The following is a 20,506-nucleotide window of genomic DNA, read 5'->3' as shown; positions in this document are numbered from 1 at the left end:
TCATGCAACGACGTGATTTCCTCGGCGCCGGCGCCGCGACACTGCTGGGCACGGCCGCCCAGGAAGCCCTGGCCCTGGGCCTGCCGGCCGACTTCGACGCCAGCGCGGCGCCCGAGTTGCGCCCCTTTTCTGGCTTGTCCGATGAGGTGCCGCAGGCCGGCGCGTTGCGGGTCGAGGGCCGCATTCCGGCCGGCCTGCGCGGCGTCTACTACCGCAACGGCCCGGGTCTGATGGCGCGCGGCGGCGAGCGCTACCGCCACTGGTTCGACGGCGACGGCCTGGTGCAGGCCTGGCGCTTCGAGGATGGCCGGGTCAGCCACAGCGCGCGCTTTGTGCAGACCACCAAGTTCAAGGCCGAGGCGCGCGAGCAGCGCTTTCTGGTGCCGGCCCTGGGCACGGCCATCCCGCCGCGCATGCCCGTGCACGGACCCGACAGCATGAATGTCGCCAATACCAGCGTGCTGCGCCAGGCGGGCCGGCTCTACGCGCTGTGGGAGGGCGGCAGCGCCTACGAGCTCGACCCGGCAAGCCTGGAAACCAAGGGGCTGCGCGTCTGGTCTCCCGAGCTGGCCGGCCTGCCGTTCTCGGCCCATCCCAAGCAGGAGGCGGACGGCACGAGCTGGAACTTCGGCACCGCCCACGGCCGCATGGTGATCTACCAGCTCTCGCCGGCCGGTGCGCTGCTCAAGAGCGCGGTGTTCGCGATGCCGGCCTCGGCGATGGTGCATGACTTCGCGGTCTCGCAGCGCTATCTGGTCTTTCTGCTGCCGCCGGTGCAGCTGGATCTGCCGGCCCTGCGCTCGGGCGGCAGCATGCTGGACGCGATGCGCTGGCAGCGCGATCAGCCCACGCGCGTGCTGGTCATCGCCAAGGCCGATCTGAGCCAGCGGCGGGTGCTGGAGATGCCGGCTGCTTTTGTCTTCCATTTCGGCAATGCCTGGGACGCCGACGGCGAAATCCATCTCGACTATGTGCAGGGCGCGCCGCTGCCCGAGATCAATGCCGATATGGAGCAGCAGATGCGCGGGCGGCGCCCACCGCCGCGGCATTCGACGCCGCGCTTCATGCGCATCACGCTGGCCGGCGGTGGGCGAATCGAGCTGCAGTCGCGCGACGAGGCGGTGGAGTTCCCGGTGGTCGATCCGCGCGTGGTGGCGCAGCGCTACAGCAAGCTCTGGTACCCGACGGCGGTGGATCTGGGCCCGCGCTGGGGCTTCAACGGCCTGATGGGCCTGGACCTGGACAGCGGCCGGCGCGAGCGCTTCGTGTTCGGCACCGACACCGTGATCGAGGAGCATGTGCTGGTGCCCAAGCCGGGCAGCAGCCAGGAAGGCGAGGGCTGGCTGCTGGGCATGGGCTATGACACAGGGCGGCGGCAGAGCTTTGCCAGCATCTTCGACGCCCAGGCGCTCGCCGCCGGGCCGCTGGCGCGGGTCTGGCTGCCGCACTGGCTGCCCTACGGTTTTCACGGGCGCTTCTACCCCGCTTGAGATAATCGGGTTTTCGACAGCTGCGGTGCTTTGCGATGACTCAAGACGAACTGAAAACCCTGGTGGGCCAGGCGGCCCTGAACTATGTGACGCCCGGCAGCATCGTCGGTGTGGGCACCGGCTCGACGGTGGACAAGTTCATCGATGCGCTGGCCGCCAGCGGCATGGCCATCGCCGGCGCGGTATCCAGCTCGCAGCGCAGCACCGAGCGCATGCGCGGGCTGGGCATCCAGATCCTGGAGGCGGCCGAGGTGACGAGCCTGCCGGTCTATATCGACGGCGCCGACGAGATCGATCAGGCCGGGAACATGATCAAGGGCGGCGGTGCCGCGCTGACGCGCGAGAAGATCGTCGCCGACCTGGCCGAGCGCTTTGTCTGCATTGCCGACGAAAGCAAGCTGGTGCCGGTGCTGGGCGGCTTCCCGCTGCCGGTCGAGGTGATCCCGATGGCGGCGGCCCAGATCGCGCGCCGCTTCGCCGCGATGGGCGGTCAGGCCACGCTGCGTGCCGGCTGCGTCACCGACAACGGCTGCCAGATCCTCGATGTGCGCGGCCTGCAGATCCGTGAGCCGGCGGCCTTCGAGGCCGAGGTCAGTCTGTGGCCCGGCGTCGTCACGGTCGGCGTGTTCGCCCGCAACCGTGCCAGCGTCTGCCTGCTGGGCACGGCCGAGGGCGTCCGGACGCTGGACTTCACAGCCTGAACACGCCGATCGCGGTCGACAGCCGGCCGGACTGATCCTTCAGGCTTTCGGCCGCCGAGGCGGCTTCCTCGACCAGGGCCGCGTTTTGCTGCGTCATCTGGTCGAGCTGGGTCACGGCGGCATTGATCTGGTTGATGCCGTCGCTTTGCTCGCGCGAGGCGGCGCTGATCTCGCCGATGATGTCGGAAACCCGCTGCACGCTGGAGACGATGTCGCCCATCGTCGTGCCGGCGTCGCGCACCAGCTTGCTGCCCGACTCGACCCGCTCGGCGCTGGCGCTGATCAGGGTCTTGATCTCCTTGGCCGCCGTGGCGCTGCGCTGGGCCAGCGAGCGCACCTCGGAGGCCACGACCGCGAAGCCGCGGCCCTGCTCGCCGGCGCGGGCCGCTTCCACCGCCGCATTCAGCGCCAGGATATTGGTCTGGAAGGCGATGCCGNGGCCGCCGTGGCGCTGCGCTGGGCCAGCGAGCGCACCTCGGAGGCCACGACCGCGAAGCCGCGGCCCTGCTCGCCGGCGCGGGCCGCTTCCACCGCCGCATTCAGCGCCAGGATATTGGTCTGGAAGGCGATGCCGTCGATCGTGCCGATGATGTCGCTGATGCGGCGCGAGCTGTTGTTGATCTCGTCCATCGTCGACACCACCTGGGCCACCACGGTGCCGCCGCGCTGCGCCACCTCGGCGGCCGAGTGGGCCAGCTGGTTGGCGGTGGTGGCCGACTCGGCCGTCTGCCGCACCGTGCCGGTGAGCTGCATCATCGAGGCGGCGGCTTGCTGCAGGTTTGACGCGGTCTGCTCGGTGCGGGCCGACAGGTCCAGATTGCCGGCGGCGATCTCGGAGCTGGCGGTCGAGATGCTGTCGGTCGAGCCGCGCACCTCGCCGATCAGCTTCAGCAAGGCCTCCTGCATGGTCTTCAGCGAGCGCAGCAGCTGGCCCGTCTCGTCATTGCTGCGCGGCGTGATCGGGCGGGTCAGGTCAAAGTTCGCAATCGCATCGGCCACCGTGGCGGCCTCGCGCAAGGGGCCGGTGATCGAGCGGGTCAGCCAGACGGCCAGGGTCGCACCGACCGCCAGCGCGCACAGCGCGAACACCACCAAGCCGGTGCGGGCCGTGCTGTTGGCGGCGTCCACCCGCTTGGCGGCGGCGTCCAGCTGCGCGCGTTCTTCCTGCACGATCTCCTTGATCGCGTCCTGGAACTTGGCGGCGGCCGGCTGGAACTGGCTGTCGAAGATCTGCCTGGCCTTGTCGGCGTCGCCGGCCTTCTTGGCGGCGCTGACGGCGTCGCGGCTGCTCAGATAGCCTTTGCGGGCCTCGGAGAGCTGCTCGAACAGCTTGCGCTCGGCGGGCGAGCTCATCTGCTTGTCCAGTGCCTTTTGCAGCTCGGTCGATTGCTTGGTCGACTCGGCGGCCGAGGCGGCGAAGAACTCGGCCAGGCTCGGGTCGGCGCTGATCGCGATCGCGCTGGTGCGGTTCACGCCATTGGTGATGTTGCGGTACCAGTCGGAGGCCAGGCGTTCGCTGACCAGGGAGTTCTCGTACATATCGCTGGTTTCGGCCGCGACCCGGCTGAGTGCCCAGAAGCCCAGGCCGGAACCGGCAAAGGCAATCATCAGCACCAGACTCAGAACCACGGTCAGGCGCTGGCCGATGGAACGGCCGGCAAACAGGCTGCTAAGCATAGAGGTCTCCCGAATAGGCTGGGTGCGCGGGCGGTTGCCGCGTTTCGCCCCTGGTTATCGGCGCTTGTTGCGCAAAGCTGAGGGCGCTCTGGCCTGGCGGGGCGATCTACGACTGGGTCGGACGCCGTGACTCGCGCACCCGAAAGCGTGCCGGATCGATGGCGTCCAGCAAATCGGCCTCCAGCGGCAGCGGCGCGCCCGTCAGCTGTGCGGCCGCGACCTGGCCGCACAGTGCCGCCCAGCTGATGCCGCGCGAACCCAGCGCGGTGCACAGCAGCAGGCCGGGCAGGCGTGGCAGCAGGCGGGGCTGATCCTCGCGGCCCTGCGGGTCCAGCGGCAGCCCGCCCACCAGCGGCAGGCGATCGGGGGCCAGCAGCCGCCAGCCGACACGGCCGCTCAGCGCCGCTTCGGGCACCTCGGGCAGACGGGCCAGCTCGGCCCATTGCTCGAGATTGCGGCGCTGGTCGGCCGGGCGCAGCGCCGGGTCGTCATCCCCGTCCTGGCTGGTGGCGCCGCACCACAGCCCGCCGGCGCCGTCGGCCAGCGCATAGCCGGCACCGGCCAGCGGCAGGGCCGGCAGCGGCGTGGCCTGTGCCAGATGGCTGATCTGGCCGCGCTGGCGTGTCAGGGGCAGTGCCAGATCGGGGGCCAGGTCTTGCAGCAAGCGCTGGCTCTGGTGACCGCCGGCCAGCACCACGGCCGGCGCCTCGGCCAGCAGGTCGCCGTCCTCGTCCAGCGCCCGCCAGCCGGGCCCGCCCGGGCGCAGGCTGGCGACACGCCGGCCCAGCCTCAGCGGGGTGTCGCCGAGCAGGGCGCGCACATAGTCGGCCGGCGGCAGCGCACCGCCGCCGGGGTAGAACCAGGCCGGCCGGCCATGGGCGAGGCAGGCCAGCGCCTGGGCAGCCTCGGCATCGAGCGCCTGCACATAGTCCTCGGGCAGGCCCAGGCGGGCGATCTGGGCGCGCATGCGAGCGATGTCGCGCTCGGCCTCCAGGCGCAGCAGGCCGCGCTGCAGCCAGGGCAGGGCGGGCAGCTCGGCCAGCGCGCGCCCGGTAGCCAGCGCGGCGGCGCGGTTGAAGCGGGCGTGCAGGCCATCGTCGGGGTTCAAGGTGCCATGGAACAGGCCGCCCGGGTTGCCCGAGCTGCCCTGGGCCACGGCCGCGTGGCTGTCCAGCACCGTGCAGCCCAGGCCCTCGCGCCGCAGCGCCCAGGCGCAGGCGGCCCCGGCCAGTCCGGCGCCTATCACCAGCACCTCGCGCGCCGTCGGTGCCAGCGCCTGCCGCGCGGCCGGGCGCTGCAGCAGGTGGCGCGGCGCGAAGCGGGCCACGCTCATGCGGCCTTTCTTCGCAAAGCCGGGCCGCTTCTCGACCGCAAAGCCGGCGGCCGACAGTCCCTCGATCACCGCCGGCGCCGTGCTCCAGGTGCTGGCGCTGGCACCGGGCTTGGCCAGGCGGGCCAGCAGCTTCAGCGTGTAGCCGTCCCACATCGCCGGATTGCGCGCCGGCGCGAAGCCGTCCAGATAGATGGCATCGACCTCGGCCACCAGGGTCTTGAGCCAGTCGCGCACATCGCCCAGCGCCAGCAGCAGCTGCACCCGGCCGCCTTCGAAACTCAGGTTGTGCAGATTGGGCGTCAGCGGCGGCCAGGCGGCCAGCAGCTCGGCGGCCAGGGCTGGCTCGGGGCTGGCGGCATGGGCGCGCGCCATGTCTTCGCGGCGCAGCGGATGTTTTTCGATGCTGATGAAGAACAGCCGCTCGCAGCGCGCCGGATCATCGCGCCAGGCCGCCCAGCTCGCCAGGAAGTTGTTGCCCAGGCCGAAGCCAGTTTCCAGGATCACGAAGCGCGCCTGGTCGGCCCAGCGCTGCGGCAGCCCGTTGCCGCCCAGAAAGACATGGCAGGCCTGGCCGAAGGCGCCGGCGCGGGCGTGATAGATATCGCCGAACTCGGGGGCGGCCGGGGCGGCGGCATCGCCGAAGTCGACGCGGGCGGGGAGGATGGGCTGAGTCTTCATGCGCGGGCCGCGAGTATGCCCCAGCGCCGGCTCAGAGCGTGACCGTCTCCCCGTGCTGGGGCACGCGCACGCGCCAGCCCAGCTCGTCCTGGATGCGGCTGCGCAAGGCGTCGCTGGCCTCGGGCTCGCCGTGCACGACAAAGGTCTGGCGCGGCGGCGTCTTGAAGCCGCGCAGCCAGGCCATCAGCCCCTCGGCATCGGCATGGCCGGAGAAGCCCTCCAGATGGCTGACCTCGGCATTGACCGGCACGAAAGCGCCGTGCAGCTTGATCTCGCGCGCGCCGCCCACCATCTTGGCGCCACGGCTGCCGCCGACCTGGAAGCCGGGGAAGACGATGTGGTGGCGTGCGCCCGGTGCCAGGGTCTCGATGTAGTTCAGCACCCGCCCGCCGGTGGCCATGCCGCTGGCCGAGATGATGATGGCCGGCCGCGTGATGGCGCGGGTGGCGGCCTTCAGCGAGTCGGCCGGCTTGGCGATCAGGCTCACGCCCTCGCACAGCCGCGCCGCCTCGCGCAGGCCGATGCGCAGCAGCTTGGCGTGCTTGACGATGATGTCGGTGGCCAGCGTGGCCATCGGGCTGTCCAGCAGGATGGGGATGTCATGGGGCAGCTCGCCGGCGGCGCGCAGGCGCTGCAGCACCAGCAGCAGGGCCTGGGCGCGGCCGACCGCGAAGCTGGGCAGCAGCACGCTGCCGCCACGCTTGAGCGTGCTGCGGATGATCTGCGCCAGCCGGGCCTGCACATCCTCGGGCGGGTGGACGCGGTTGCCATAGGTCGACTCGACCAGCAGCACATCGGCCTGCTCGACGGTCTGCGGCGGCGGCATCAGCAGATCGTTGCTGCGCCCCAGATCGCCGGAGAACACCAGGGTCTGACCGGCGGCCGTGACGCTGATGGCCGAGGCTCCCAGCAGATGTCCCACCGGCGTGAAGCGGATCTCGGCGGCGCCCAGGCGCAGCCGGCCGTCGCGCGGCAGACCGACAAAATGAGCCAGCGCCTTCTTGGTGTTGGCGGCGGTGTAGAGCGGCAGCGCGGTCTCGTGGCGCGAGGTGTGGAAGCGGTTGGCGCGGCGCGCGTCCTCTTCCTGCAGCTTGGCGCTGTCCAGCAGCAGCACCTCGCAGAGATCGCGGGTCGCGCCGGTCGAGAAGATCTGGCCCTTGAAGCCCTGGCGCACCAGGGCCGGTATATAGCCACTGTGGTCCAGATGGGCATGCGAGAGCAGCACCGCGTCGACGCTGTGCGGCGCGACGCCGAAGCCCGCCCAGTTGCGCTCGCGTAGGGTCTTGTAGCCCTGGAACAAGCCGCAATCGAGCAGCAGGCGCTGCTCGCCGATGTCCAGCAGATGGCGTGAGCCGGTGACGGCGTCGGCCGCGCCGAGGAAGGTCAGCTTCATCATGTCTCCCGATCTGGGTCTGTCCGGGGCGATTCCAGCACCGGCAGGGTCGGGCCATCTTGATGCATCTCAAGTGTCGGGACGAAAAAAAGCCCGGCGCTTGAGCCGGGCTTTGTCGGGCCTGAGCCGGGGCTCAGCGCTTGGTCTGGGTCAGGCGTGCGCCGCCCGGGTTGCGGCCGCCGCCACCTGCGGGACGCGAGCCGGCCGGCTTGGCCGCAGCGGGGCGAGCGCCGCCGCCATTGCCCGAGGGGCGCTGGCCTTGGGGGGCGGCGCCACGCGGTGCGCCCTCACGCGGGGCCGAGCCACGCGGTGCACCATCACGCGGGGCTGCGCTGCGCGGTGCGCCGTCGCGGGCGCCGTCACGCTGACCGCCACGAGGGGCCGAACGGCCAGCGCCGCCGCCACCACGCGAGTTGCCGCCGCGACCGCCGCCGGAGCGGCTGCCATTGGTGTTGAGCACCATGCGGCCCAGCACGATGGGTTCGGGGCGCTCGCTCGGATCGGGCGCGAAGCCGGGGATGATTTCCTTCGGGATCTCGCGCTTGATCAGCTTCTCGATCTCCTTCAGGAAGCCGTTCTCGTCGACGCAGACCAGCGAGATCGCCTCGCCCTGGGCACCGGCGCGGCCGGTGCGGCCGATGCGGTGCACATAGTCCTCGGGGACATTGGGCAGCTCGAAATTGATCACATGGGGCAGCTGATCGATGTCGATGCCGCGCGCCGCGATATCGGTGGCCACCAGCACCTGCAGATCGCCGGTCTTGAACTCGGCCAGCGCCTTGGTGCGGGCACCCTGGCTCTTGTTGCCGTGGATGGCCATCGCGCTGATGCCCTGGTCGTTCAGATAGTCGGTCAGGCGGTTGGCGCCATGCTTCATGCGGGTGAAGACCAGCACCTGGTCCCAGTCGCCCTGCTTGATCAGATGGGCCAGCAGTTCCTTCTTGCGCTCGCGGCCCACCGGGTGGACCTTTTGTGCAATCGACTCATTGGTCTGGTTGCGGCGCGCCACCTCGATCAGCGCCGGCTGGTTCAGCAGGCGGTCGGCGAGGTTCTTGATGTCGTCGCTGAAGGTGGCCGAGAACAGCAGGCTCTGCTTCTTGGCCGGCAGCAGGGCCAGCACCTTCTTGATGTCATGGACGAAGCCCATGTCCAGCATGCGGTCGGCCTCGTCCAGCACCAGGATCTGCACCTGGCTCAGGTCCAGCGTGCCTTGCTGGGCGTGGTCGAGCAGGCGGCCGGGGGTGGCCACCAGGATGTCGACGCCGTCGCGCAGGCGGTTGATCTGCGGCTGCATGCCAACGCCGCCGAACATCACCATGCTCTTCAGCGGCAGGTACTTGCCATAGGTCTGCACGCTTTCCTCGACCTGGGCCGCGAGTTCGCGGGTCGGGGTCAGCACCAGCGCGCGGATGGCCGGCTTGCCGCGCTTGTTGGTGGCCGGCGCGCCCGTCGACAGGCGGTGCAGCAGCGGCAGGGTGAAACCGGCGGTCTTGCCGGTGCCGGTCTGGGCGCCGGCGAGCAGGTCGCCGCCCTGGAGGACGGCCGGAATGGCCTGCGCTTGGATCGGGGTGGGGGAGGTATAGCCGGCGTCGGCAATGGCCTTCAACAGGGGGGCGGCCAGGCCCAGGGAATCAAATGTCATCGACTGCAATGTGTGCACGGTGCCCTGTGAGCATGACCGCGCCTTCAGGGGGCGCCAGTCTTCGGGTCATGCAAGGAGCGTGCTTGAGCTCAAAAAAATAACGCCGCGCAAAGACTGTGATGCGCAGCGTTGGGCTCGATTATAGCGGCCGGGCCGGCGGCTGCCGGGGTTGGCGGCGGCAAAGCCTGGATGAGGTGTGCATAAAGCAGCGACAATAGCGGCTTCGGCCGTGTCGATCCGACCGGCTCTTGCAAGACTCAGCAGGCCCTTGACGGGCCTGCAGATTTTTAAGCCTCTCAGGACCCAGCATGGCTCAGTACGTCTTTTCAATGAACCGCGTCAACAAGACGGTTCCCCCCAAACGCCACATCCTGAAGGACATCTCGCTGTCCTTCTTCCCGGGCGCCAAGATCGGCGTGCTGGGCGTCAACGGCTCGGGCAAGTCGACCATCCTGAAGATCATGGCCGGCGTCGACAAGGAGTACGAAGGCGAGGCCATCGCGATGCCGGGCATCAAGATCGGCTATCTGGAGCAGGAACCCAAGCTGAACCCGGACCAGACCGTGCGCGAAGCGGTGGAGGAGGGCATTGGCGGCGTGCTGGCCGCGAAGAAGCGCCTGGACGAGGTCTATGCCGCTTACGCCGAGCCGGACGCCGACTTCGACGCGCTGGCCGCCGAGCAGGGCGAGCTCGAATCCATCATTGCCGCTGCCGGCTCCGAGAACACCGATCTGCAGCTGGAACTGGCCGCCGATGCACTGAACCTGCCGCCCTGGGATGCCCAGATCGGCGTGCTGTCGGGCGGCGAGAAGCGCCGCGTCGCGCTGTGCCGCCTGCTGCTGTCCAAGCCCGACATGCTGCTGCTGGATGAGCCGACCAACCACCTGGACGCCGAATCGGTCGAGTGGCTGGAGCAGTTCCTGCAGCGCTTCCCCGGCACCGTGGTGGCCATCACCCACGATCGCTACTTCCTGGACAACGCCGCCGAGTGGATCCTGGAGCTGGACCGCGGCCATGGCATCCCCTGGAAGGGCAACTACTCCGACTGGCTGGACCAGAAGGAAAAGCGCCTGGAGACCGAGCAGAAGTCCGAAGACGCCCGCATGAAGGCGATGAAGGAAGAGCTGAAGTGGGTGCGCTCGAACGCCAAGGGCCGTCAGGCCAAGAGCAAGGCGCGTCTGGCCCGTTTCGAGGAGCTGTCGGACGTCGAATACCAGCAGCGCAATGTCACCAACGAGATCTTCATTCCGGTGGCCGAGCGCCTGGGCAATGAGGTGATCGAGTTCGAGAACGTCAGCAAGAGTTTTGGCGACCGCGTGCTGATCGACAACCTGAGCTTCAAGGTGCCGGCCGGCGCCATCGTCGGCATCATCGGCCCGAACGGCGCCGGCAAGTCGACCCTGTTCCGCATGCTGCAGGGCACCGAGACGCCGGACAGCGGCACGGTCAAGATCGGCAAGACTGCGCGCATGGCTTTTGTCGACCAGAGCCGCCAAAGCCTGGATGCCGACAAGACCGTCTGGCAGGACGTTTCCGGCGGTCTGGACAACATCACGGTTGGCAAGTTCGTGATGCCCAGCCGCGCCTATCTGGGCCGCTTCAACTTCAAGGGCAACGACCAGCAGAAGATGGTCGGCCAGCTCTCCGGCGGTGAGCGCGGCCGCCTGCACCTGGCCAAGACCCTGGCCCAGGGCGGCAATGTGCTGATGCTCGATGAACCGTCCAACGACCTGGACGTCGAAACCCTACGCGCGCTGGAAGAGGCGCTGCTGGAGTTCGCCGGCTCGGCCATGGTGATCTCCCATGACCGCTGGTTCCTGGACCGCATCTGCACCCACATCCTGGCCTGCGAAGGCGATTCGCAGTGGTTCTTCTTCGACGGCAACTTCCACGAGTACGAGGCCGACAAGAAGAAGCGCCTGGGCGAAGAGGGCGCGCGTCCGAAGCGCATGCGCTTCAAGCCGATCAAGTGATCCTCGACAAGGCCTGCGGGCCTTGTTTCACAGATCTTTACATGGCCTGAATGCGGGCCTTACGTCGCGGTTTCAAGATTCAGTCACCCCCTACTGACTGATGGAGACCCTGATGTCCAAGTTCAATTCCAAGTCGATTCTGACCCTGTCCGCGCTGGCGGCGCTGCTGAGTCTGGGCGCCCTGTCGGCCCAGGCCAGGGTGGGCGGCCACCATGGCGGGCACGATGCGATGGGTGGTGGTCCGCGTGTCGAGCGCATGCTGGAGCAGGTCGATGCCAGCGAGGCCCAGCGCAGCGAGGTCAAGCAGATCATGCGCAGCGCCGCTGCCGATCTGAAGCCGCAGCGTGACGCGCTGCGTAAGCTGCATGCCCAGGGTCAGGCCTTGCTGACCGCCCCCAGCATCGACGCCGCAGCGGTGGAGTCGCAGCGCCAGCAGGCCCAGGCCCTGCACGATCAGATCAGCAAGCGCATGAGCCAGGCCCTGGTGGCCGCCGCCAATGTGCTGACGCCCGAGCAGCGCGGCAAGCTGGCCGAGCGCATGGCCAAGCGCCAGGCGCGGATGGCGGAACACCGCGCCGAGCGGACCAAGGCCGACGCCCCCAAGCAGTCCCCCAAGCAGTAAGAGCCCGGAGACTCGCTTATGCTTGACACCTCCATGTCCACGGGCCTGGTGGCGGCGCGTCGCGCGGGCAGCCACCGCCGAGCGCAGCCCCAGCCATCCATGAGTACCCGACTGCTTCTTGTTGACGACGATGCCCGCCTGACCTCGATGCTGGGCGACTACCTGACGGCCGCCGGCTTCGAGGTCGAGACCGCGCACAGCCTGGCCCAGGGCCGGCAGGCGCTGGAGGCGGCCCTGCCGGATCTGCTGGTGCTGGACCTGATGTTGCCCGATGGCGACGGGCTGGACTTCTGTCGCAGCCTGCGCGGCGAGGCCCGCACCCGGCGCCTGCCGGTGCTGATGCTGTCGGCGCGCGGCGAGCCGATGGACCGCATCCTCGGCCTGGAACTGGGCGCCGACGACTACCTGGCCAAGCCCTTCGAGCCGCGCGAGCTGCAGGCCCGGGTCAAGGCCCTGCTGCGCCGCGCCGAACCGGAAGGCCAGGCCGACGATGTGCTGCGCTTCGGCCGGCTCGAGATCGATCTGGCGGCGCGCGTCGCAAGGCTGGACGGCAAGCCCTGCGACCTCACCAGCCATCAGTTCGATCTGCTGGTGGTGCTGGCGCAAAGCCCCGGCCGGGTGCTGTCGCGCGACCAGATCATGGACGCGCTCAAAGGCCATCCGCTGGATGCCTTCGATCGCTCGATCGATGTCCATGTCTCGCGCATCCGCGCCTTGATCGAGGACGACGCCAAGAACCCGCGCCGCGTGCTGACGGTGCGCGGTGTCGGCTATGTGTTTGCGCGCAAGCAGGACGCCGACGGCTGAGGTGGCCCGCTCTTGAAATCGCTCTATCTCCGCATCTATCTGACCCTGGTCGTCCTGCTGCTGGCCTTCGCCTTCGGCTCGGCTTGGCTGTTCCAGCGCCAGATCGAGCAGGAGCGCGGCGGCTTCGAGGCGGCCGCGATGGAGCGACTGAGCTCGATGGCGCTGCTGATCCATGGCGCGCTGCCCGAGGCGGATGCGCCGCGCGAGCGGCAGGCCGAGGCACTGCGCGACTGGGGTCAGCGCCTGCGCATGGCGATCGCGCTGGACGATGCCAAGGGCGAGCGGATCGCGGCCTCGGAGCAGTTCGAGCGCCGCATCAAGGACCCCGGCGTGCGTCAGCTGCAGGTGCCGCTGGAGGATGGTCGCAGCCTGTGGATGTTGCGGGGCGGGCTGCGCTCCGCGGTGGGTCCAAGCCCACCGGGTGAGCGCGGCGAGCGCATCGTGCGGCCCCCGCGGCGCGATGAGGGCCCCTGGCTGCTGGCGCCTTTCGGGCCTCGCCCCAGCGGCGAGGCTCTGGTCATTCTGCTGGTGCTGCTCTTCCTTGCTGTGGCGGTCAGTGCCTATCCGGTGGTGCGGCGCCTGACCCGGCGTCTGGAGAATCTGCAGCGCGGTGTCGAATTGTTCGGCGCCGGCAATCTGCAGCACCGTGTCAAGGACGGGGGGCGCGATGAGGTGGCCGCGCTGGCCGCCAGCTTCAATCGCACGGCCGATCAGATCGAGGCCCTGCTGCGCTCGCACCAGAGCCTGCTGGCCAATGCCAGCCATGAGCTGCGCTCGCCGCTGGCGCGGCTGAAGATGGCGTTCACGATGCTGGAGGGCTCCAGCCCGGCGCAGCGCGCGCGGCTGCAGCAGGAGATAGACACCAATATCGGCGAGCTCGATGCCTTGGTCGAGGAGGTCTTGCTGGCCAGCCGGCTGGAGTCCGGTGCCCAGGTGCTGCAGCAGGATCCCGTTGACCTGCTGGGCCTGGCGGCCGAGGAGGCCTCGCGCACCGGCGCCCTGGTCGATCCGGACGAGGCCGCGCTGGACTTCAAGGTGCCCGGCGAGGAGCGCCTGCTGCGCCGCGCGCTGCGCAATCTGCTCGAGAACGCGCGCCGCTACGGCGGTGAACAGGTGCTGCTGGAGCTGCGCCGGCGCGGCGCGAGCATGGAGCTGAGGGTCTGCGACCGCGGCCCGGGCGTGCCACCCGAGATGCGCGAGCGCATCTTCGAGCCCTTCTTCCGCCTGCCCGGGCATGCCGAACTGGCCGGCGGTGTCGGCCTGGGCCTGAGTCTGGTCAAGCAGATCGCGCAGCGCCATGGCGGCGAGGTGCGCTGCGAAGGCCGCGAGGGCGGCGGCAGCTGCTTTGTGCTGAGCCTGCCGCAGCGGGTGACCTAGACGCCGGGCAAGCCCTCGTCCGACTGGCCGCACAAGGGCAGGTCAGGGCGGCGCTCGCGCGCGGGCAGCTGGCGCCGGATGTCCTGCAGCGCGCTGCGCAGGCCTTCTTCGAGCACCGGGTGATAAAAAGGCAGTTGCAGGGCCGCGATCACGTCGACACCGTGCTGTATCAGCCAGGCCAGTTCGTGGCCCAGATGCTCGGCGCCTGCGCACACCATCTCGGCGCCGATCAGCCGACCGCCGGCGTCGGCATGGACCAGCATCAGGCCATGGCTCTGGCCCATGATGACCGAGCGTCCCTGGGTGCCGAAGTTGCTGCGGCCGGTCAGCGCGCCGGCCGGCAGCTCCGCCTGGCCGAGGCCGCAGCGTGCCATCGGCGGCTCGGTAAAGGTGATGGCCAGCGGCGTGCGGCGGGCCAGGCATGGGGCCTGCGGATGCAGCGCATACCAGGCCGCCAGCCGGCCGTCGTCGGCCGCCTCGTGCATCAGCGGCGTCAGCGCGTTGACATCGCCGGCAAAGAACACCGCCGTGTCACCGGCGCGCAGGCTTTGCGCATCGATGGCCGGCAGGCCCCGGGCATCGAGCGGCAGGCCCAGCGCGGCCAGGTTCAGCCCCTCGACGGCCGGCGTGCGGCCCAGCGCGGCCAGTACCGCGTCGACCTCGATGCGCTGCGCGCCGAACTCAACCACCAGGCCCGGGTCGGCGGCTCGCAAACGAGCCTCATGGCCTTGATGCATCGTGACATGCTCGGCCAGCGCCTTGTGCGCCAAGGCGGCGAGCTCGGGCTGGGCCATGCCGGCCACACGGGCGCCGCCGCGCCCGAAGGCGTGGACCTCGACACCCAGCATCGCCAGCGCCTGGCCGAGCTCGCAGCCCAGCGCACCCAGGCCGACCACGGCCAGCCGCGCTGGCAAGGTCGGCAGCTCGAACAAGCTGTCGCTGGTGAGCACCCGGCTGCCGAAGGCCTGCCAGGCCGGTGGCAGCAGGGGCCGGCTGCCGGTGGCGACGATGATGGCATCGGCGCTGAACAACTTGACGCCGGCGGCGCTGCGCGCCTCGAGGCGGTCCGGGGCGACGAAACGGGCGCTGGCCTGCAGATAGTGCGTGCCCATCTTCTCGACAGCGCGCACCGGGCCGCTGACGAAGTGGTCGCGCAGCCCGCGCACCTGCTGCATCACGGCCGCCGAGTCCAGCGCGGGCCGGGGGCCTTTGAACAGCTCGCGCCGGTACAGGCCGTGGCTGGCATGGACCTCGCGCGCCACCTGCAGCAAGGCCTTGGACGGCATGCAGCCGACCCGCGCGCAGGTCGTGCCCAGCGGGCCCGGGTCGATCAGCAGGATGTCCTCGCTGAGTTCGCGGGCCTGCTTGTAGGCGCTGAGGCCGGCGGTGCCGGCGCCGAGAATGATCAGGCGGTGGTGAGGCATGGCAGCTGTCCTTGGTGAGCGCTTGAGCATATCGGAGCCCGTGCCGCCCAAGCTCAGGGCCGCACGGCCGGTGTCTCCATGGCCAGACCGGCGCCGCGCCGGGCCAGATAGAGCTCCAGATCGAGCAGTTCCTGCGCATCCCAGGCGAAGGGTTCGGCCCGCACCCCGCTCATGCAGTTGCGCAGCCGGCGCTGCAGCGAACCCATGCCCTGCCATTCCAGCCGGTACAGCGGGTAGCCGTTGACATGGCCTGGCGGTATCAGGCTGCCGGCCAGACGCTGTCCGACGTTCGCCTGATGGCAGATCGCGCAGCTCAGATGGAGCTGGCCGATGCGGGCGTTGAACAAGACCTGACCCCGCGCGCGCGCCGGCTCCAGCCGCGCGTCGGTGGGCGGCGCCAGCGGCAGGCCACGCGATTGCAGGCCGATGAAGGCCGTCAGCCCCAGCAGCTCGGCGCTCTCGGCCGGCCAGGGCGGCCGGCCCTGGTGGACGCTGCGGCACTGGTTGATGCGCTGGGCCAGGTTCAGCGGCCCGGCTGTGCGGCTGTCGAAGGCCGGGTAGCGGGCGGCCACGCCGACCATGCTCTGCTTCGCATCGCCATGGCAGGAGGCGCAGGCCTTGTCGGGGCCGCGCGCCCACAGCTGGGCGCCGTCCTGCACCCACAGCATGGCCGGGTTCTGGGCGTCGTCGCGCTGCATGGCTTGCAGCGCCGGGCTCAGCTGCTCGAAGCCCGAGCCTGCGCCGGCGGGCAGGGCGGTCGCGAGCAGCAGCGCCGGCCAGGCCTTCATGTCGCGGTCAGCGTGACGGTCTCGGTCTGCGCGAAGCCCTGATCGCCGGTCCAGCTGAAGCTCAGCGTGCCGCTGTCGCCGACCCGCAGCGGGAAGGCCAGATAGGGGTTGGCGGCGATGGCGGCGAACAGCTCGGTGCTGAAAACGAGTTCGCCGTTGTAGCGGCACTCGAAGCGGCGCAGGATGTTGCGCGGCAGCAGGCTGCCGTCGCCGTCGCGCCGGTAGCCGGTCTCCATCGGATGCGCGATCAAGGTGCGGACCTCGATGATGCTGCCGCGCGGCGCACTGGCGGGCAGGGTGATCAGCGTGCGAGCCATGGCTTGCTACTCCACGCAGGCGGCCAGCGTGACCACCACATCGGCGCCAGCCTGCCAGCAGCTGCCATCGGACAGGCGCGCCAGCGCAACAATCTGCTGGCTGGTGGCCAGCCGGATGCGGGTCGACAGCGCCGCCCGGCCGGCGTGCGGGCCCAGCCGGCAATGCAGCACCTCCAGCTGCGGGTTCTGCGCGGTGAACAGCGCGATCTCGCGCACATGGTCGGTGGCCGTCATCGGGCTGTCGACGGTGATGCTGATGGGCACGGCGTTGCCGTTCTCGACCAGGGGCGCGATCTCCAGCGTGATGCGGCCGCGCTGGACCGACGTGCCGGCGGCAAAGCCGGCGACCGCCGCGCGCAGCGCCTCGGGTGTGGCGTCGGCCGGCCGCAGCACCAGGCTCATGCCCAGACCCAGGCAAAGACGGCGCGAGCGGTCCATGCCTCAGTCCTTCAAGGTCTGCAGATAGGCCACGACATCCTCGACCTGCTGGGCATCGAGCACCGGTTGGCCGCGCCAGTCGCGGCCGACCTGGTTCAGGCCGTCGACGCGGTGATAGGCCGGCATGATGGAGTCGGGGTTGATGCGCTGGCTGTCGACGATGCGCAGGCGCAGCTGGCCGGCGCTCCAGCGCGCACCGGCACCCGCCAAGCTGGGCGCCAGCGTGCCTTGGAAGCGCTCCTCGGGAATCGGTGCGCTGTGGCACAGCAGGCACAGTCCGCTCTGGCGGCTCGCGACGATGGCGCGGCCGCGCTGCGCATCGCCCTGCAGCCCTTGCAGCGGCTCGGGGATGGCATCGACGGCGCTCGCCGACGCCAGCAGCAAGGTGGCCAGCAGCATCGCGCTCAGGCCGCCAGCTGATCCTTCAGCGGCAGCTGACGGATGCGCTTGCCGGTGGCCGCGAAGATCGCATTCAGCACCGCCGGCGCGGCCACCGCGATGGTGGGCTCGCCGACCCCGCCCCAGAAGCCGCCCGAGGGCATCACCACCGTCTCGACCTTGGGCATGTGCGCCATCTTCAGCACCCGATAGTCGTGGAAATTGCTCTGCTCGATGCGGCCGTTCTTGACTGTGCATTCGCCGAACAAGGCGGCCGACAGGCCGTAGACAAAGCTGCCCTCGACCTGGGCCTCGATCTGCTGCGGGTTGACCGCATGGCCGCAGTCGGTGGCGGCGACGATGCGATGGATCTTCAGCGCGCCCTTGGGCCCGACCGAGACCTCGGCGCAGGCCGCGACATAGCTGCCGAAGCCCATGATCTGGGCCAGGCCGCGATGGTGGCCCTGGGGCGCGGGTCGGCCCCAGCCGGCCTTGTCGGCCACCGCGTTCAAGACCGCCAGGTGCTTGGGCGAGCCGGCCAGCAGCTCGCGGCGCAGCGCCAGCGGGTCGCGCTGGGTGGCATGGGCGATCTCGTCCAGAAAGCACTCCATATAGATCGCGTTCTGGTTCAGATTGACGCCGCGCCAGAAACCCGGTGGCACCGGCGGATTGCGCATCGCATGCTCGATCAGCAGGGCCGGGAACTTGTAGCCCAGATGTCCTTCGGGGCCATCGGCGTTGAGCCCCTGAAACACCACCGGGTCGCGGCCGTCGCGGATGTTCTGCGGGAAGATGCCGGCCACGATGGACTGGCCCGAGATGCGCATCGATAGACCCGTGATCTTGCCCTGCGCGTCCAGGCCCGCCGTCAGCTTGCACTGCGTCACCGGGTGGTAGCGGCCGTGCTGCATGTCTTCCTCGCGCGACCAGATCATCTTGACCGGCGTGCCAGGCATTTGCCTGGCGATGGCCACGGCTTGGCGTACCCAGTCATGCACCGCGCCGCGCCGGCCGAAGCCGCCGCCTAGCAGCAGCTTGTAGACCTCGCACTGCGCCGGCGGCAGACCGGCGGCCTCGGCGGCGGCGGCCAGTGCGGCCTCGCCGTTCTGGGTCGGGGTCCAGACCTCGCAGCGCTCGGGAGTCCAGCGCGCGGTCGCGTTCATCGTCTCCATCGTCGCGTGGTTCTGGAAGGGGTAGCCGTAGACTGCCTCCAGCCGGCGGGCCGAGGCCGCGATGGCCGCCGGCGCATCGCCCACCTTGCTGCCGGCCACCGCGTCTTTCGCCTCCAGCCCTTCCTTCAGCGTCGCCGTGATGGCGGCGCTGCTGAGTTGGGCGTTCGGACCCTCGTCCCAGACGATGGGCAGCTGGTCCAGCGCGGTCTTGGCGCGCCACCAGGTATCGGCCACCACGGCCACCGCACTGTCGCCGACCGGCAGCACGGCTTTGATGCCGGGGCGCTTCAAGGTGGCGGCGGCGTCGAAGCTCTTGAGCTTGCCGCCGAACACCGGGCAGTCCTTGATCGCGGCATTGAGCATGCCGGGCAGGGTCAGGTCCATGCCGTAGACCTGGGCACCGGTCAGCTTGTCGCGGGTGTCCAGGCGGCGTATCGGCTGGCCGACCAGGGTCCAGGCGCCGGGCTCCTTGAGCTTGATCTCGGCCGCGGCCGGGATGGGCAGCTTGGCGGCTGCGGCGGCCACCTTGCCGTAGCTGGTGCTGCGGCCACTGGTCTTGTGGCTGATCAGGCTCTTGGCCGTCGTGCATTCGGCGGCCGGCACTCCCCAGTCGGCGGCCGCCGCCTGGACCAGCATCAGCCGCGCTGCGGCGCCGCCCTTGCGCACATAGTCATGCGACTCGCGGATGCCGCGGCTGCCACCGGTCGAGAAATTGCCCCAGGCGCGCTGACGTGCCAGGTTTTGCCCGGGCGTCGGGTACTCGGTCGTGACCTTGGCCCAGTCGCACTCCAGCTCCTCGGCCACCAGCTGGGCCAGGCCGGTCAGCGTGCCCTGGCCCATCTCGGAGCGGGCGATGCGGATCACGACGCTGTCGTCGGGCTTGATCAGCACCCAGGCATTGATCTCGGGCGCGGCCGCCGTGGCCTGCGCCTGTGCCTGTGCCGGCAGCGGTACATGAAAGCCCAGCATCAGTCCGCCGCCGCCGAGGGCGCTGCGCTGCAGGAACTGGCGGCGTGTCGTGGTCGAGGTCTGGCTCATGCGGCACCCCCATCGACGATGCGAATCGGGATGGCCGCGCGCTTGGAGCCGCCGGCCACATGGTGGATGGCGGCGCGCACCCGGTTGTAGGTGCCGCAGCGACAGATATTGCTCATCGCCGCGTCGATGTCGGCGTCGCTGGGCCTGGGTTTCTCCTTCAGCAGCGCGACGGCCGCCATGATCATGCCGCTCTGGCAGAAGCCGCATTGCGGCACGTCCAGCGCGGCCCAGGCCCGCTGCACCGGGTGGCTGCCGTCGGGCGACAGGCCTTCGATCGTGAGGATTTTTTCCCTGCTCCCGACCGTGGAGACGGGCCGCACGCAGGAGCGTGTCGGGACGCCGTCGATATGGACGGTGCAGGCACCGCACTGCGCGATGCCGCAGCCGTACTTGCTGCCGGTCAGGCCGAGCTGTTCACGCAGCACCCACAGCAGCGGGGTGTCGGGTTCGGCCTCGAACTCGCGCAGCGCACCGTTGACATTCAACTGAGCCATGGGTCATCTCCTGAGCTTCGCAGTGACGGGCCGCGCAAGACTAGCAGGATTGACCGGGGCGCGCTGACGCTCAGTGTTTCTTGTATTGGGTGGCGCCGAACAGCACCTCGCGGGCCTGGTCGGTGACCAGGGGCTTGCGCTGCTGGCTCAGCACCTCGACACCGCGTTGCACCGCCGGACGGGCCGAGATCTCGTCGAACCAGCCTTTCAGATGCGGATAGTCGCCCAGCTCCACCCCCTGGTTCTTCCAGGAGCGCAGCCAGGGGAAGGTGGCGATGTCGGCGATCGAATACTCGGGCCCGCCCAGATAGGTGCTGGCGGCCAGGCGCTTGTTGATGACACCGTAAAGACGCCGGGCCTCATTGCTGTAGCGATTGATCGCGTAGTCGATCTTCTCGGGCGCGTAGATGCGGAAGTGGTGGGCCTGGCCCAGCATCGGGCCAACGCCGCCCATCTGGAACATCAGCCATTGCAGCACCTCGTACTTGGCCGCCGTGCCGGCGGGCAGCAGGCGGCCGGTCTTGCCGGCCAGGTAGAGCAAAATGGCGCCCGATTCGAACAGCGAGATCGGTTTGCCCTCGGGGCCATCGGGGTCGACGACGGCGGGAATCTTGTTGTTGGGGCTGATGGACAGAAAGCCGGGCTCGAATTGGGCCCCGGCGCCGATGTCCACGGGGATCACCTTATACGGCAGGTCACATTCTTCCAACATGATGTGAACTTTGTGCCCATTGGGTGTGGGCCATGAATAGACTTCAATCATT

Annotated in this window: 17 protein-coding genes and 2 pseudogenes; 6 read left to right on the top strand and 13 right to left on the bottom strand. The window is 69.7% G+C overall.

What is annotated here, in order from left to right; genetic code table 11:
• Positions 1-2 precede the first annotated feature (2 nt).
• Positions 3-1,490: a carotenoid oxygenase family protein gene (locus ABGI63_RS18475; RefSeq protein ID WP_349743841.1), complete on the top strand. Its 1,488-nt coding sequence runs from the start codon at positions 3-5 to the stop codon at positions 1,488-1,490.
• A gap of 35 nt (positions 1,491-1,525) precedes the next feature.
• Positions 1,526-2,191, top strand: a complete 666-nt coding sequence (gene rpiA, locus ABGI63_RS18470) for a ribose-5-phosphate isomerase RpiA (RefSeq protein WP_349743840.1) — start codon at positions 1,526-1,528, stop codon at positions 2,189-2,191.
• Here rpiA and ABGI63_RS18465 read toward each other — a convergent pair.
• The 5 genes and pseudogenes from ABGI63_RS18465 to ABGI63_RS18445 all read right to left on the bottom strand — a co-directional run.
• A pseudogene (locus ABGI63_RS18465) lies at positions 2,181-2,624 on the bottom strand (methyl-accepting chemotaxis protein); the annotation flags it as partial. The gene rpiA and the pseudogene ABGI63_RS18465 overlap by 11 nt on opposite strands.
• Before the next feature lie 140 nt (positions 2,625-2,764).
• A pseudogene (locus ABGI63_RS18460) lies at positions 2,765-3,868 on the bottom strand (MCP four helix bundle domain-containing protein); the annotation flags it as partial.
• 106 nt (positions 3,869-3,974) lie between these two features.
• A complete protein-coding gene (gene mnmC / locus ABGI63_RS18455; protein WP_349743838.1) occupies positions 3,975-5,879 on the bottom strand; it encodes a bifunctional tRNA (5-methylaminomethyl-2-thiouridine)(34)-methyltransferase MnmC2/FAD-dependent 5-carboxymethylaminomethyl-2-thiouridine(34) oxidoreductase MnmC1 in 1,905 nt (634 codons plus the stop codon).
• A 31-nt stretch (positions 5,880-5,910) separates the two neighbouring features.
• The gene (locus ABGI63_RS18450) at positions 5,911-7,272 is read right to left on the bottom strand and encodes an MBL fold metallo-hydrolase RNA specificity domain-containing protein (protein WP_262968194.1); all 1,362 of its coding nucleotides are present in this window, start codon (positions 7,270-7,272) and stop codon (positions 5,911-5,913) included.
• A 133-nt stretch (positions 7,273-7,405) separates the two neighbouring features.
• Entirely contained in the window at positions 7,406-8,914 is a 1,509-nt protein-coding gene (locus ABGI63_RS18445) for a DEAD/DEAH box helicase (RefSeq protein WP_349743837.1), read from the bottom strand.
• Positions 8,915-9,222: 308 nt separating this feature from the next.
• Between ABGI63_RS18445 and ettA the strand changes: the two genes are divergently transcribed.
• From ettA to ABGI63_RS18425, 4 genes are all read left to right on the top strand, one after another.
• Entirely contained in the window at positions 9,223-10,887 is a 1,665-nt protein-coding gene (gene ettA, locus ABGI63_RS18440) for an energy-dependent translational throttle protein EttA (RefSeq protein ID WP_137940728.1), read from the top strand.
• Between the two features lie 112 nt (positions 10,888-10,999).
• Entirely contained in the window at positions 11,000-11,509 is a 510-nt protein-coding gene (locus ABGI63_RS18435; protein WP_349743836.1) for a Spy/CpxP family protein refolding chaperone, read from the top strand.
• A gap of 99 nt (positions 11,510-11,608) precedes the next feature.
• Positions 11,609-12,316 (top strand): response regulator, encoded by a 708-nt coding sequence (locus tag ABGI63_RS18430; protein ID WP_349743834.1) that lies wholly within the window; start codon positions 11,609-11,611, stop codon positions 12,314-12,316.
• A gap of 12 nt (positions 12,317-12,328) precedes the next feature.
• A complete protein-coding gene (locus ABGI63_RS18425; RefSeq protein WP_349743832.1) occupies positions 12,329-13,693 on the top strand; it encodes a sensor histidine kinase in 1,365 nt (454 codons plus the stop codon).
• Here the strand turns inward: ABGI63_RS18425 and ABGI63_RS18420 are convergent.
• The 8 genes from ABGI63_RS18420 to ABGI63_RS18385 form a co-directional block, all read right to left on the bottom strand.
• Positions 13,690-15,117, bottom strand: coding sequence for a dihydrolipoyl dehydrogenase (locus tag ABGI63_RS18420; RefSeq protein WP_349743830.1), 1,428 nt, complete (start codon positions 15,115-15,117; stop codon positions 13,690-13,692). The genes ABGI63_RS18425 and ABGI63_RS18420 overlap by 4 nt on opposite strands.
• Positions 15,118-15,170: 53 nt before the next feature.
• Positions 15,171-15,905 (bottom strand): sulfur oxidation c-type cytochrome SoxA, encoded by a 735-nt coding sequence (gene soxA / locus ABGI63_RS18415; protein ID WP_349743829.1) that lies wholly within the window; start codon positions 15,903-15,905, stop codon positions 15,171-15,173.
• On the bottom strand, positions 15,902-16,222 hold the full coding sequence (gene soxZ, locus ABGI63_RS18410; protein ID WP_349743827.1) for a thiosulfate oxidation carrier complex protein SoxZ: 321 nt from the start codon (positions 16,220-16,222) through the stop codon (positions 15,902-15,904). Before soxZ ends, soxA begins: the two co-directional genes overlap by 4 nt.
• A gap of 6 nt (positions 16,223-16,228) precedes the next feature.
• Complete coding sequence (locus tag ABGI63_RS18405; protein ID WP_349743825.1) at positions 16,229-16,660, bottom strand: SoxY-related AACIE arm protein; 432 nt, start codon at positions 16,658-16,660, stop codon at positions 16,229-16,231.
• Positions 16,661-16,663: 3 nt separating this feature from the next.
• The gene (gene soxX, locus ABGI63_RS18400) at positions 16,664-17,059 is read right to left on the bottom strand and encodes a sulfur oxidation c-type cytochrome SoxX (RefSeq protein WP_349743824.1); all 396 of its coding nucleotides are present in this window, start codon (positions 17,057-17,059) and stop codon (positions 16,664-16,666) included.
• A gap of 5 nt (positions 17,060-17,064) precedes the next feature.
• On the bottom strand, positions 17,065-19,248 hold the full coding sequence (locus tag ABGI63_RS18395; protein ID WP_349743823.1) for a xanthine dehydrogenase family protein molybdopterin-binding subunit: 2,184 nt from the start codon (positions 19,246-19,248) through the stop codon (positions 17,065-17,067).
• Positions 19,245-19,742, bottom strand: a complete 498-nt coding sequence (locus tag ABGI63_RS18390; RefSeq protein ID WP_349743822.1) for a (2Fe-2S)-binding protein — start codon at positions 19,740-19,742, stop codon at positions 19,245-19,247. The genes ABGI63_RS18395 and ABGI63_RS18390 overlap by 4 nt, the downstream gene beginning before the upstream one ends.
• Positions 19,743-19,812: 70 nt before the next feature.
• Positions 19,813-20,505: a glutathione binding-like protein gene (locus tag ABGI63_RS18385; protein WP_349743821.1), complete on the bottom strand. Its 693-nt coding sequence runs from the start codon at positions 20,503-20,505 to the stop codon at positions 19,813-19,815.
• Position 20,506 lies beyond the last annotated feature (1 nt).

Origin of the sequence: Roseateles cavernae (assembly GCF_040187885.1) — a bacterium.
Lineage (GTDB): Bacteria > Pseudomonadota > Gammaproteobacteria > Burkholderiales > Burkholderiaceae_C > Roseateles_E > Roseateles_E cavernae.
Note: the sequence above shows the minus strand (reverse complement) of the source record. Positions and strands in the feature narration are given on the sequence as shown.